Below are 12,713 nucleotides of genomic sequence, written 5' to 3'. Positions count from 1 at the left end.
CAACTCCTTGAGTCCTGGTCAGCCGCTTAGCTGATGACCTTAACGAGGTACGAAACCTTGTTGATCATGCCGCGCACAGCCGGCGTGTCCTGCAACTCGCTAACCGAGTTGAGTCGGCGCAGGCCCAAGCCACGCACCGTTGCACGGTGCGTTTCACGGGTGCCGATCAGGCTCTTGACGAGCTGGACCTTGACAGTTTTATCAGACATGGTGTCCACCTTAGCCCAGAATATCTTCGACGGACTTGCCGCGCTTCGCCGCGATATCACCCGGCGTGGACTGCTTGCGCAGACCGTCGAGCGTTGCACGAACGAGGTTGTACGGGTTCGTCGAACCGTGGCTCTTGGCCACAACGTTCTGCACGCCCATCACGTCGAACACTGCGCGCATCGGACCGCCAGCGATCACACCGGTACCGTCCTTCGCCGGAGCGAGGAGGACCATGGATGCGCCATGCTTACCGTGCACTTCGTGTTGCAGGGTACCGTTCTTAAGCGGCACCTTGAACATGTTGCGGCGAGCCTGTTCCATCGCCTTCTGAACAGCGACCGGCACTTCCTTCGCCTTGCCCTTGCCCATACCGACGCGGCCATCACCGTCGCCAACCACGGTCAGTGCGGCGAAGCCGAGAATCCGGCCACCCTTCACAACCTTGGTCACGCGGTTGACCGAAATCATTTTTTCACGAAGGCCGTCGTCGCGTTCGTCAGCCTGAACTTTCGCTTGCATCTTTGCCATGACGAATTCTTCCCTTAGAACTTGAGTCCGGCTTCGCGCGCCGCATCAGCCAGCGCTTTCACGCGGCCGTGGTAACGGAAACCCGAACGGTCGAAGGCGACGGATTCGATGCCGGCAGCCTTAGCCTTTTCTGCAATGCGCTTACCGATCAGGGTCGCAGCATTGACGTTGCCGCCCTTGCCGGTCTGATCAGCCAGTTGCGCACGCACTTCGGCTTCGAGCGTCGACGCGCTGGCGAGCACCTTGGTGCCGCACGGCGAGAACACTTGCGCATAGATGTGCGTGTTCGTGCGATGCACGGCGAGACGCGCGACCTGCAGCTCAGCGATCTTGATACGCGTCTGACGAGCGCGGCGCAGGCGAGATTGAGTCTTATCCATGATTGCGCACCCTTACTTCTTCTTCGTTTCTTTGAGGATCACAACCTCGTTGGCGTAACGCACACCCTTGCCCTTGTAGGGCTCCGGCGGGCGATAGCCGCGCACTTCTGCAGCGACCTGGCCAACTTGTTGCTTATTGATCCCCTTGATCACGATTTCGGTTTGCGTCGGGGTTTCAGCCTTGACGCCTTCCGGCATCTGGTGCACCACGGGGTGCGAGAAACCCAGCGACAGGTTCAGCTTGTCGCCTTGCGCCTGTGCGCGGTAACCGACGCCAACCAGCGTCAGCTTGCGCTCGAAACCCTTCGTCACGCCGTTCACCATGTTCGCAACCAGTGCGCGCATCGTGCCCGACATCGCATTCGCTTCGCGGCTTTCGTCCACCGGCTCGAACTTCAGCGTGCCGTTGTCGTTCACCACCTTCACGAGGCTGTTTGCAGCCTGCGAAATCGTACCCAGCGGGCCCTTGACGGTAATGCGTTCGTCGCTAAGGGCCACTTCTGCGCCTTGCAGCGCGATCGGGCTTTTACCTACTCGAGACATGTTTCTCTCCTTTCGGCCTTAAGCGACGTAGCAGATGACTTCGCCGCCAACGCCCGTTGCACGTGCTTTACGGTCCGTCATCACGCCCTTAGGCGTCGACACGATTGCCACGCCGAGGCCATTCATGACCACGGGGATGTCGTTACGGCCGCGGTACACACGCAGACCAGGCTTCGAAACGCGTTCAATGCGCTCGATCACCGGACGGCCAGCGTAGTACTTCAACACGATGTTCAATTCAGACTTCGCACCTTCGGACTTCACTGCGAAATCATCGATATAGCCTTCGTCCTTCAGGACCTGCGCAATCGCAACCTTGACTTTCGACGAGGGCATTGTCACCGAAACTTTCTCAACCATCTGCGCATTGCGGATGCGAGTCAGCATATCGGCGATAGGATCACTCATGCTCATTTACGTTTCTCCTATTACCAGCTCGCCTTGGTCAGGCCAGGGATCTCGCCGCGGAACGCGATTTCGCGAATCTTGTTACGCGCCAGCCCGAATTTACGGAACGTGCCACGCGGGCGACCGGTAATTGCGCAACGATTGCGCTTACGGGTCGGGTTAGAGTTGCGCGGCAGTTGTTGCAGTTCAAGACGTGCTACGTAATGCTCTTCGTCCGACTTGCTCATATCGCCAATGATCGCTTTCAGCTCAGCACGCTTGGGAGCGTACTTAGCGGCCAGGCGAGCACGCTTCTTTTCACGTTCGATCAGTGCCAGTTTAGCCACGGTAACCTCAGTTTCTGAACGGGAACTTGAAGCTGGCGAGCAGAGCCTTTGCTTCGTCGTCGGTCTTCGCAGTTGTCGTGATGCTGATGTTCAGCCCACGCAGTGCGTCGATCTTGTCGTAGTCGATTTCGGGGAAAATGATCTGCTCTTTCACACCGATGTTGTAGTTGCCGCGACCATCGAATGCACGACCCGACACGCCACGGAAGTCACGCACACGGGGGAGCGCAACCGTCACGAAACGGTCCAGAAATTCGTACATTGCCTGACCACGCAACGTGACCATTGCACCGATCGGATAGCCCTGACGGATCTTGAAGCCAGCGATTGCCTTGCGTGCCTTCGTGATCACCGGCTTCTGGCCTGCGATCTTCGTCAGGTCGCCAACGGCGTTTTCGATGATCTTCTTGTCAGCAACCGCTTCGCCAAGACCCATGTTCAGGGTGATCTTGGTGATGCGCGGCACTTCCATCACGGACTTGTAACCGAACTTCTCGATGAGGCCGGGTACAACCTTCTCTTTGTAAAACTCTTGCAAACGAGCCATTTTTTTACTCCGCAGCGTCAGGCGCTCAGCACAGCACCGGTCGTCTTAAGGAAACGGACCTTCTTGTCTCCTTCGACCTTGATGCCTACACGCGACGCCTTGCCATTCGCGTCGACCAATGCGACGTTCGAAATTTGCAGCGGCATCGTCTTGGCTTCCACGCCACCCGTCGTACCCTTCATCGGGTTCGGCTTGACGTGCTTCTTGACGAGGTTGATACCCTCGACAATGACTTTGCCTTCGCCAACGGACAGCACGACGCCGCGCTTGCCTTTATCTTTGCCGGTGATGACGATAACTTCGTCACCTTTGCGAATCTTGTTCATCGCGACTCCTTACAGCACTTCAGGTGCCAACGAAACGATCTTCATGAATCGTTCGCTGCGCAACTCGCGCGTAACAGGCCCGAAAATACGGGTGCCAATAGGTTCGAGCTTGGCATTCAACAGCACTGCAGCATTGCCATCGAACTTGATCAGCGAGCCGTCCTGACGGCGCACGCCCTTGGCGGTGCGAACCACCACGGCGTTGTAAATTTCGCCTTTCTTCACGCGCCCGCGCGGCGTTGCTTCTTTGACGGTCACCTTGATGATGTCGCCAATGCTGGCATAACGACGCTTCGAGCCGCCGAGAACCTTGATGCACATGACTTCACGCGCACCGGTGTTGTCGGCCACTTCAAGCCGAGTTTCGGTCTGGATCATGGTTTATCTATCCCAACTTAATCCGGTCACACCACCATGGCGTACCCGGTCAGTCTTGGTCCCGTCAGCCAATCGGCTGCTTGGGTATGAACAGCAGCGACGGCAAACGAAACCCGCCATCGCAATCCGGTGAATCCTTCGGAACAGACTGGCGCCTGAACCGCTTCCCCCACCAACTTCGCCCGCGACGGGGCTCCCATAAAAGAGGGAAGACCGAGATTATAACTGATAATCTCGGTCTTGCAAGCGAAACTTACTGCGATTTCAACTACTTCTACAACTTTGCGGCGTCAGATGACGCGAGCAGCCTCGACCAGGCGAGCCACAACCCAAGCTTTCGTCTTCGAAATCGGACGCGTTTCCTGGATTTCAACGAGGTCACCCTCGTTGTACGTGTTCGCATCGTCGTGCGCGTGGTACTTCTTCGAACGCACAACGTACTTGCCGTAGATCGGGTGCTTCACGCGGTGCTCAACCAGCACGGTGACCGTCTTGTCCATCTTGTTGCTGACGACCTTGCCGACCAGCGTCCGCTTGAGCGAGGTTTTTACGCTATCGTTCATTTCTGGTTCGCCTTCTCAGTCAGGACGGTCCGCACACGAGCGATGTCGCGACGAACCTTCTTCAGCTGGCTCGTATTCGTGAGCTGCTGGGTCGCGAGCTGCATGCGCAGGCCGAATTGCGCCTTCAACAGGTCCGTCAGCTCCTTGTTGAGCGCGGCCTGATCTTTCTGGTGAAGTTCGGAAGCCTTCATCATTTACTCCTTAGGCGCCGAGCTGACGCACGATAAACGTCGTCTTGAGCGGCAGCTTAGCTGCAGCCAGACGGAACGCTTCGCGTGCCAGCTCTTCGGTTACGCCGTCCATTTCGTACAGCATCTTGCCCGGTTGAATCTCCGCGACGTAGTACTCAGGGTTACCTTTACCGTTACCCATACGTACTTCAGCCGGCTTATGCGAGATCGGCTTGTCCGGGAAGATGCGGATCCAGATGCGGCCACCACGCTTGATGTGACGCGTCATTGCACGACGTGCCGCTTCAATCTGGCGCGCGGTCAAGCGACCGCGACCGACAGCCTTCAAGCCGAACTCACCGAACGACACCGCGTTGCCGCGGGTAGCGATACCGGTGTTACGACCCTTCTGCTCTTTGCGATACTTTCTGCGTTTCGGTTGCAGCATCGTTATTCTCCAGTCTTCCCGCCGTCGCCGGCACCGCCAGCACGACGGGGAGCGCCACGGCGTGCACCTGCCGGGCCACCACCTTCACCATCGCGACGCGGACGGCGATCGCCACCCGGACGTGCGTTGCGGCGCGGACGCTTTTCTTCGGCGACTTCTTCAACCACCGGTGCGTCGTTGCGGCCGAGCGTATCGCCCTTGTAGACCCACACCTTCACACCGATGATGCCGTACGTCGTCTTCGCTTCCGAAGTTGCGTAGTCGATATCAGCACGCAGCGTATGAAGGGGGTACGCGACCTTCGCGATACCATTCCGTACGAGCGATTTCGATACCGTTCAGGCGGCCAGCGCTCATGATCTTGATGCCTTGGGCACCCAGACGCATTGCGTTTTGCATCGCACGCTTCATCGCGCGGCGGAACATAATCCGGCGCTCGAGTTGTTGCGTGATCGAATCCGCGATCAGTTGCGCATCGGTTTCCGGCTTGCGGATTTCTTCGATGTTGACGTGGACCGGAACGCCCATGCGGCGTTGCAGTTCCGACTTCAGCAGCTCGATATCCTCGCCCTTCTTACCGATGACGACACCCGGACGCGAGCTATAAATCGTGATGCGCGCGTTTTTCGCCGGACGCTCGATAACGACGCGACCAACCGAAGCGTTTTTCAGCTTCTTCTTCAGGTATTCACGAACACCGATGTCTTCCTGCAACATCGCCGCGAAATTGTTGTTGTTCGCGTACCAACGCGACGCCCAATTGCGGCTGACGGCCAAACGGAAGCCAGTCGGATGAATTTTCTGTCCCATCGTATGACCCCTTAATTCCCGACCGTCACAGTGATGTGACAGGATTGCTTCTCGATGCGGTTACCACGGCCTTTAGCGCGCGCGGTAAAACGCTTGAGCGATGCAGCCTTGTCGACCATGATGCTCGTTACTTTGAGCTCGTCGATATCGGCGCCTTCGTTATGCTCCGCATTCGCGATCGCCGACAGCACGACCTTTTTCACGATTCCCGCAGCCTTCTTCGGCGAGAACGTCAGAACGTTCAGCGCCTTGTCGACCGGCAAACCGCGGATCTGGTCAGCCACAAGGCGCGTTTTCTGCGCCGAGATGCGGGCACCGCGATGAATTGCTTTCACTTCCATCATGAGCCCCTTATTTCTTAGCCTTCTTGTCGGCTGCGTGACCCTTGAACGTCCGGGTCAATGCAAACTCGCCAAGCTTGTGGCCGACCATGTTTTCCGAGATGTACACCGGGACGTGTTGACGGCCGTTATGCACGGCAATCGTCAGACCGATGAAATCCGGCAGAATCGTCGAACGACGCGACCAGGTTTTGATCGGCTTCTTGTCACGCGCAGCGGCTGCCGACTCAACTTTCTTCAGCAAATGGGCGTCGCAGAACGGACCTTTTTTTACAGAACGTGCCATTGCCTACTCCTTAACGCTTGTGACGGCGCTGGACGATCATGCTCGTCGTGCGCTTGTTGCTGCGGGTGCGATAACCCTTAGCAGGCGTGCCCCACGGGCTCACCGGATCGCGACCTGCAGCCGTCTTGCCTTCACCACCACCGTGCGGGTGATCGACCGGGTTCATTGCAACGCCACGCACCGTCGGGCGGATACCGCGCCAGCGGTTCGCGCCAGCCTTACCGATTTGACGGAGGCTGTGCTCTTCGTTGCCAACTTCACCAATCGTCGCGCGGCATTCAACGTGAACGCGGCGGATTTCACCTGAGCGCAGGCGGACCTGTGCGTAGATGCCTTCACGAGCCAGCAACATCGCCGACGTGCCAGCCGAACGCGCCATTTGCGCGCCCTTGCCCGGCAGCATTTCGATGCAGTGAATCGTCGTACCGACCGGAATGTTGCGGATCGGCAGCGCATTACCTGCGCGGATCGGAGCTTCCGAACCCGACATCAGTTGCTGGCCAACTGTCACACCCTTCGGAGCGATGATGTACTTGCGCTCGCCGTCTGCGTACAGAACCAGCGCGATGTTCGCGCTACGGTTCGGATCGTACTCAAGACGTTCGACCTTCGCCGGAATGCCGTCCTTGTTGCGACGGAAATCGACGACGCGATAGTGATGCTTATGACCACCACCCTTATGGCGCGTGGTGATGTGGCCGTTGTTGTTACGGCCGGCGGTCGTGGATTGCGAATCGAGCAGCGGTGCGAACGGCTTGCCCTTATGCAGATCCTTGTTGACCACCTTGACCATCGCACGGCGACCCGGCGAAGTCGGCTTAACTTTAACGATTGCCATGATTACTTGGCCTCCGCTTCAAAGTTGATTTCCTGGCCGGGCTTCAGGCAGACGTACGCCTTCTTCACGTCCTTGCGCTTACCCATGAAGCGGCCAAAGCGCTTGGCTTTGCCCTTCGAGACCAGCACGTTGACGGAATTGACTTCCACCTTGAACAGCAGCTCGACTGCAGCTTTCACTTCCTGCTTCGTGGCATCGGGCGCGACTTCGAACACAACTTGCTCGTTCTTGTCGGCCACCAGCGTCGCCTTTTCGGAGATCACCGGCGCGAGCAGGACCTGCATCAAACGATGATCGTTCTTGCGAATCTCGCTCATGACAGCAACTCCTCGATCTGGGCGACCGCAGCCTTCGTGATCAGGATCTTCTTGAAGTAGATCAGCGACAGCGGGTCGGCGTAACGCGGCTCGACAACCGCCACGTGGGCGAGGTTGCGTGACGCGAGGTACAGGTTTTCGTCAACCGTGTCGGTAATCACCAGCACGGAATCGAGACCCATCGCCTTGAATTTTTCGGCCAGCAGCTTCGTCTTCGGCGCTTCGAGCGTCAGCTCGTCGACCACCGAGATGCGGCCTTCGCGGGCCAGCTGCGAGAAGATCGAGCAGAGACCTGCGCGATGCATCTTCTTGTTGACCTTGTGCGAAAAGTTTTCTTCCGGCGAATTCGGGAAGATCCGGCCACCGCCGCGCCACAGCGGGCTCGACGACATACCGGCACGGGCGCGGCCCGTACCCTTCTGGCGCCACGGCTTCTTGGTCGTGTGCTTGACTTGCTCACGGTCCTTCTGCGCGCGGTTACCGCTACGGGCATTCGCTTGATACGCCACCACAACCTGGTGAATCAGGGCTTCGTTATAGTCGCGGCCGAACACTACGTCCGACGCGCTAACGCCTGCACCTTCCTGACCATTGGCATTCAGGAGCTTAAGTTCCATTATTTCGCTCCTTTCACGGCACGCGTCTTCACGGCCGGCGTAACGAATACCTTGCCACCCTTCGCACCCGGAACGGCGCCCTTGACCAGCAACAGCTTGCGGTCAGCGTCGATACGAGCGATTTCGAGGTTTTGCACGGTTACCGTATCGTCACCCATGTGACCGGTCATGCGCTTACCCGGGAAAACACGACCCGGATCCTGCGCCATACCGATCGAACCCGGCACGTTGTGCGAGCGCGAGTTACCGTGCGATGCACGGCCGGATGCGAAGTTGTAACGCTTGATGGTACCGGCGTAGCCCTTACCGATCGACACGCCTTGCACGTCGACCTTCTGGCCTACTTCGAACAGATCGGGACCGACCACGGTGCCGTTCGACAACTCGGCAGCCTTGGCAGCATCGATCTGGAATTCTTTGAGGATTTCACCGGCTTGAACACCGGCTTTGGCGAGATGACCGGCCAACGGCTTCGTCACACGCGATGCACGGCGCGTACCGAATGCAACCTGCACGGCGGTGTAGCCGTCGGTTTCAACAGTCTTGATCTGCGTCACGCGGTTGTCGGACACGTCCAGCACGGTAACGGGAATCGAATCCCCTTCTGCCGTGAAGATACGGGTCATGCCAACCTTGCGACCTACGAGTCCAAGGCTCATCGTTTTCTCCATTCCCGACTGCGATTGGTCGGGGCTAATTTACAAAATGCCGGTGCCGTTTCAGGCATGCGCTTCGGGTGAAGCCATGCTGCAGCACACCGACTTTTTTGCGCAAATGCGCGAAAAGCCCACTATTATAGCGAGGCCTTTCGTTTTTCGCAAGCAATCAATGACTTAGCGCTGTCCAGCATACTGGGCAACGCTCTGAAGCCTTATTGGAGCTTGATTTCCACGTCCACGCCAGCCGGCAGGTCCAGCTTCATCAGTGCGTCGACGGTCTTGTCCGTCGGATCGACGATGTCCATCAGGCGCTGGTGCGTACGGATTTCGAGCTGATCGCGCGACGTCTTGTTAACGTGCGGCGAACGCAGGATGTCGAAACGTTGAATGCGGGTCGGCAGGGGCACCGGACCACGAACGATTGCGCCAGTCCGCTTTGCCGTGTCGACGATTTCAGCTGCCGATTGATCGATCAGGCGATAGTCGAAAGCCTTCAGGCGAATGCGGATTTTCTGGTTCTGCATGACAATTCCTTGGAAAGAGCGAGGCGGTATTGCGCCGCCAGATAGTAAAAGAACGTAGAGCCGGGCACCCGCTGTGGGCTGGCGCCCGGCTCCGGGCACCACTTACTGCAACTTCAGCCCTCGATTTTACTCGAGAATCTTGGCAACCACACCTGCGCCGACCGTACGGCCGCCTTCGCGAATTGCGAAGCGCAGACCTTCTTCCATCGCGATCGGGTTGATCAGCTTCACCGTGATCGACACGTTGTCGCCCGGCATGACCATTTCCTTGTCCTTCGGCAACTCGATCGAGCCCGTCACGTCCGTCGTACGGAAGTAGAACTGCGGACGATAGTTGTTGAAGAACGGCGTGTGGCGACCGCCTTCGTCCTTGCTCAGCACGTACACTTCAGCCGTGAAGTGCGTGTGCGGGTTGATCGAACCCGGCTTCGCCAGAACCTGGCCACGCTCCACGTCTTCACGCTTCGTGCCGCGCAGCAGGATACCCACGTTGTCGCCGGCCTGACCCTGGTCGAGCAGCTTGCGGAACATTTCCACGCCCGTGCACGTCGTCTTCACCGTCGGCTTGATACCGACGATTTCGATTTCTTCGCCGACCTTCACCACGCCGCGCTCAACGCGACCCGTCACCACCGTGCCGCGACCCGAGATCGAGAACACGTCTTCCACCGGCATCAGGAACGCACCGTCAACTGCGCGCTCCGGCGTCGGGATGTACGTATCCAGCGCGTCGGCCAGGTTCATGATCGCCACTTCGCCCAGCTCGCCTGCGTCGCCTTCCAGCGCCAGCTTGGCCGAACCCTTGATGATCGGCGTGTCGTCGCCCGGGAAGTCGTACTTCGACAGAAGTTCGCGAACTTCCATCTCGACCAGCTCCAGCAGCTCAGCGTCGTCCACCATGTCGCACTTGTTCAGGAAACACGATGATGTACGGAACGCCAACCTGACGCGCCAGCAGGATGTGCTCACGCGTTTGTGGCATCGGGCCGTCGGCGGCCGAGCACACCAGGATCGCGCCGTCCATCTGCGCTGCGCCCGTGATCATGTTCTTCACATAGTCAGCGTGGCCCGGGCAGTCGACGTGTGCGTAGTGGCGGTTAGCCGTTTCGTACTCGACGTGCGCCGTGTTGATCGTGATGCCACGTGCCTTTTCTTCCGGCGCCGCGTCGATCTGGTCGTATGCCTTTGCTTCGCCGCCAAACTTCTTGGTCAGCACCGTCGTGATCGCTGCCGTCAGCGTGGTCTTGCCGTGGTCAACGTGACCGATCGTGCCGACGTTCACGTGCGGCTTGGTCCGTTCGAATTTACCTTTAGCCATGTTTCTCTTCTTTCAAAAAGTTAATCGTTGAATGACTTGCCGCGTACTTACTTCGACTTCGCGTTGATGATCGCTTCAGACACGTTGCGCGGTGCTTCGGAGTAGTGCTTGAACTCCATCGTGTACGTTGCACGACCTTGGGTCAGCGAACGCAGCGACGTCGAGTAGCCGAACATTTCCGACAGCGGTACTTCGGCGCGAACGATCTTGCCGCCGCCAACCATGTCGTCCATGCCCTGAACGATACCGCGACGGCCCGACAGGTCGCCCATCACGTTGCCCATGTAATCTTCAGGCGTTTCGACTTCCACAGCCATCATCGGTTCGAGGATGACCGGCTGCGCCTTGCGCATTGCTTCCTTGAACGCCATCGAACCAGCCATGCGGAACGCATTTTCGTTCGAGTCAACGTCGTGGTACGAACCGAACGTCAGGTGAACCTTCACGTCAACGACCGGGAAGCCTGCCAGCACGCCAGCCTTCAGCGTTTCCTGGATACCCTTGTCGACTGCCGGGATGTATTCACGCGGAATCACACCGCCCTTGATTTCGTCCAGGAACTCGTAGCCCTTGCCCTGCTCATTCGGCTCGAGCGTAATGACCGCGTGACCGTACTGGCCGCGACCACCCGACTGCTTGACGAACTTGCCGTCGACGTCTTCCGCCTTGCCGCGAATCGTTTCGCGGTAAGCCACCTGCGGCTTGCCAACCGTTGCTTCGACGCCGAATTCACGCTTCATCCGGTCAACCAGAATTTCCAGGTGGAGCTCGCCCATGCCCGAAATAATGGTTTGACCCGATTCTTCATCCGTTTGAACGCGGAACGACGGATCTTCCTGAGCCAGACGGTTCAGGGCCAGACCCATCTTTTCCTGGTCCGGCTTCGTCTTCGGCTCAACAGCCTGCGAAATCACCGGCTCCGGGAAAATCATGCGTTCGAGCACGATCGGGTGCAGCGGATCGCACAGCGTGTCGCCCGTCGTTGCGTCTTTCAGGCCAACAGCAGCAGCGATGTCGCCTGCGTGCACTTCCTTGATTTCTTCACGCTGGTTTGCGTGCATCAGCAGAATACGACCGAGACGTTCCTTCTTGTCCTTGGTCGCGTTCAGCAGCGTGTCGCCCGACTTCGTCGTACCGGAGTACACACGGAAGAAGATCAGCTGGCCGACAAACGGGTCGGTCATGATCTTGAACGCGAGGGACGAGAACTTCTCGTCGTCAGCTGCGCGACGCTCAGCCTTTTCACCGTTTTCGAGTTCGCCCGTAACCGGCGGAATGTCGATCGGCGACGGCAGGAAGTCGAGCACGGCGTCCAGCATCCGTTGCACGCCCTTGTTCTTGAACGCGGTACCGCACAGCATCGGCTGGATTTCGCACGCAATCGTACGGTCGCGCAGACCCTTGATGATTTCCGCCTCGGTCAGTTCGCCCGACTCGAGGTACTTGTTCATCATGTCTTCGCTCGACTCAGCCGCGGCTTCGACCATCTTCTCGCGCCATTCGTTGCACGTGTCGACGAGTTCTGCCGGGATTTCTTCGTACGAGAACTTCGTGCCTTGGGACGCCTCGTCCCAAATGATCGCTTTCATCTTCAGCAGATCGACCACGCCCGTGAACGTCTCTTCAGCGCCGATAGGCACCACGACCGGAACCGGGTTTGCCTTCAGACGCAGCTTGAGCTGGTCGTAGACCTTGAAGAAGTTCGCGCCGGTACGGTCCATCTTGTTGATGAACGCGAGACGGGGAACCTTGTACTTGTTAGCCTGACGCCACACAGTTTCCGACTGCGGCTGCACACCGCCCACTGCGCAGTAGACCATGCATGCACCGTCGAGCACGCGCATCGAGCGCTCAACTTCAATCGTGAAGTCGACGTGGCCCGGGGTGTCGATGATGTTGATGCGGTGCTCAGCGCGGTCGCCGGCCATGCCTTTCCAGAACGCCGTGGTAGCAGCGGACGTGATCGTGATGCCGCGTTCCTGCTCCTGCTCCATCCAGTCCATGGTGGCAGCGCCGTCGTGAACTTCACCAATCTTGTGGTTCACGCCGGTATAGAACAGGATGCGCTCGGTCGTCGTCGTTTTGCCGGCGTCGATGTGAGCGCTAATACCGATGTTACGGTAGCGCTCGATAGGTGTCTTGCGAGCCACTTTGATCCTCTATTGGGATGACGCGA

20 protein-coding genes and 2 pseudogenes are annotated in these 12,713 nt (G+C 58.3%); all 22 read right to left on the bottom strand.

Features of this window, described 5'->3' with window-relative positions; all coding sequences use genetic code 11:
• Positions 1-26: 26 nt before the first annotated feature.
• The 22 genes and pseudogenes from rpmD to fusA all read right to left on the bottom strand — a co-directional run bounded on the left by rpmD (position 27) and on the right by fusA (position 12,687).
• Complete coding sequence (gene rpmD / locus B0G76_RS00285; protein ID WP_007180126.1) at positions 27-209, bottom strand: 50S ribosomal protein L30; 183 nt, start codon at positions 207-209, stop codon at positions 27-29.
• A 10-nt stretch (positions 210-219) separates the two neighbouring features.
• Positions 220-738: a 30S ribosomal protein S5 gene (rpsE, locus tag B0G76_RS00280; RefSeq protein WP_006052219.1), complete on the bottom strand. Its 519-nt coding sequence runs from the start codon at positions 736-738 to the stop codon at positions 220-222.
• A 14-nt stretch (positions 739-752) separates the two neighbouring features.
• A complete protein-coding gene (gene rplR / locus B0G76_RS00275) occupies positions 753-1,118 on the bottom strand; it encodes a 50S ribosomal protein L18 (protein ID WP_012434568.1) in 366 nt (121 codons plus the stop codon).
• A gap of 12 nt (positions 1,119-1,130) precedes the next feature.
• The gene (gene rplF, locus B0G76_RS00270) at positions 1,131-1,661 is read right to left on the bottom strand and encodes a 50S ribosomal protein L6 (RefSeq protein ID WP_028199570.1); all 531 of its coding nucleotides are present in this window, start codon (positions 1,659-1,661) and stop codon (positions 1,131-1,133) included.
• 18 nt (positions 1,662-1,679) lie between these two features.
• Positions 1,680-2,075 carry a 30S ribosomal protein S8 gene (gene rpsH / locus B0G76_RS00265; protein ID WP_006052216.1) on the bottom strand — a complete coding sequence of 132 codons (396 nt, stop codon included), beginning with the start codon at positions 2,073-2,075 and terminating at the stop codon, positions 1,680-1,682.
• A gap of 14 nt (positions 2,076-2,089) precedes the next feature.
• Positions 2,090-2,395, bottom strand: a complete 306-nt coding sequence (gene rpsN / locus B0G76_RS00260; protein WP_120289167.1) for a 30S ribosomal protein S14 — start codon at positions 2,393-2,395, stop codon at positions 2,090-2,092.
• Between the two features lie 7 nt (positions 2,396-2,402).
• A complete protein-coding gene (gene rplE / locus B0G76_RS00255; RefSeq protein ID WP_006052214.1) occupies positions 2,403-2,942 on the bottom strand; it encodes a 50S ribosomal protein L5 in 540 nt (179 codons plus the stop codon).
• Positions 2,943-2,959: 17 nt separating this feature from the next.
• Positions 2,960-3,268, bottom strand: a complete 309-nt coding sequence (gene rplX / locus B0G76_RS00250; protein ID WP_115781222.1) for a 50S ribosomal protein L24 — start codon at positions 3,266-3,268, stop codon at positions 2,960-2,962.
• A gap of 9 nt (positions 3,269-3,277) precedes the next feature.
• Positions 3,278-3,646, bottom strand: coding sequence for a 50S ribosomal protein L14 (gene rplN / locus B0G76_RS00245; RefSeq protein ID WP_006052212.1), 369 nt, complete (start codon positions 3,644-3,646; stop codon positions 3,278-3,280).
• A gap of 290 nt (positions 3,647-3,936) precedes the next feature.
• Positions 3,937-4,209 carry a 30S ribosomal protein S17 gene (gene rpsQ / locus B0G76_RS00240; protein ID WP_007180129.1) on the bottom strand — a complete coding sequence of 91 codons (273 nt, stop codon included), beginning with the start codon at positions 4,207-4,209 and terminating at the stop codon, positions 3,937-3,939.
• Positions 4,206-4,400 carry a 50S ribosomal protein L29 gene (rpmC, locus tag B0G76_RS00235; protein ID WP_035933103.1) on the bottom strand — a complete coding sequence of 65 codons (195 nt, stop codon included), beginning with the start codon at positions 4,398-4,400 and terminating at the stop codon, positions 4,206-4,208. Before rpmC ends, rpsQ begins: the two co-directional genes overlap by 4 nt.
• Positions 4,401-4,410: 10 nt before the next feature.
• Positions 4,411-4,827: a 50S ribosomal protein L16 gene (gene rplP / locus B0G76_RS00230; protein WP_042329259.1), complete on the bottom strand. Its 417-nt coding sequence runs from the start codon at positions 4,825-4,827 to the stop codon at positions 4,411-4,413.
• 2 nt (positions 4,828-4,829) lie between these two features.
• A pseudogene (gene rpsC, locus B0G76_RS00225) lies at positions 4,830-5,637 on the bottom strand (30S ribosomal protein S3).
• Positions 5,638-5,648: 11 nt separating this feature from the next.
• Positions 5,649-5,981 carry a 50S ribosomal protein L22 gene (rplV, locus tag B0G76_RS00220; RefSeq protein ID WP_197070230.1) on the bottom strand — a complete coding sequence of 111 codons (333 nt, stop codon included), beginning with the start codon at positions 5,979-5,981 and terminating at the stop codon, positions 5,649-5,651.
• A gap of 7 nt (positions 5,982-5,988) precedes the next feature.
• Positions 5,989-6,264, bottom strand: a complete 276-nt coding sequence (gene rpsS, locus B0G76_RS00215; protein ID WP_054036552.1) for a 30S ribosomal protein S19 — start codon at positions 6,262-6,264, stop codon at positions 5,989-5,991.
• Between the two features lie 10 nt (positions 6,265-6,274).
• Entirely contained in the window at positions 6,275-7,102 is an 828-nt protein-coding gene (rplB, locus tag B0G76_RS00210; RefSeq protein WP_097390588.1) for a 50S ribosomal protein L2, read from the bottom strand.
• Positions 7,103-7,104: 2 nt separating this feature from the next.
• Complete coding sequence (gene rplW, locus B0G76_RS00205) at positions 7,105-7,419, bottom strand: 50S ribosomal protein L23 (protein ID WP_007180135.1); 315 nt, start codon at positions 7,417-7,419, stop codon at positions 7,105-7,107.
• Positions 7,416-8,036, bottom strand: a complete 621-nt coding sequence (gene rplD / locus B0G76_RS00200) for a 50S ribosomal protein L4 (protein ID WP_007180136.1) — start codon at positions 8,034-8,036, stop codon at positions 7,416-7,418. The genes rplW and rplD overlap by 4 nt, the downstream gene beginning before the upstream one ends.
• Positions 8,036-8,695: a 50S ribosomal protein L3 gene (gene rplC, locus B0G76_RS00195; protein WP_007180137.1), complete on the bottom strand. Its 660-nt coding sequence runs from the start codon at positions 8,693-8,695 to the stop codon at positions 8,036-8,038. The genes rplD and rplC overlap by 1 nt, the downstream gene beginning before the upstream one ends.
• Positions 8,696-8,907: 212 nt before the next feature.
• On the bottom strand, positions 8,908-9,219 hold the full coding sequence (rpsJ, locus tag B0G76_RS00190; protein WP_006998489.1) for a 30S ribosomal protein S10: 312 nt from the start codon (positions 9,217-9,219) through the stop codon (positions 8,908-8,910).
• Between the two features lie 126 nt (positions 9,220-9,345).
• Positions 9,346-10,537, bottom strand: a pseudogene (tuf, locus tag B0G76_RS00185) (elongation factor Tu).
• A gap of 47 nt (positions 10,538-10,584) precedes the next feature.
• A complete protein-coding gene (gene fusA / locus B0G76_RS00180) occupies positions 10,585-12,687 on the bottom strand; it encodes an elongation factor G (protein WP_120289165.1) in 2,103 nt (700 codons plus the stop codon).
• Between the last annotated feature and the right edge of the window lie 26 nt (positions 12,688-12,713).

Source organism: Paraburkholderia sp. BL23I1N1, from assembly GCF_003610295.1.
In the GTDB taxonomy this organism is placed as follows: Bacteria; Pseudomonadota; Gammaproteobacteria; order Burkholderiales; family Burkholderiaceae; genus Paraburkholderia.
Note: the sequence above shows the minus strand (reverse complement) of the source record. Positions and strands in the feature narration are given on the sequence as shown.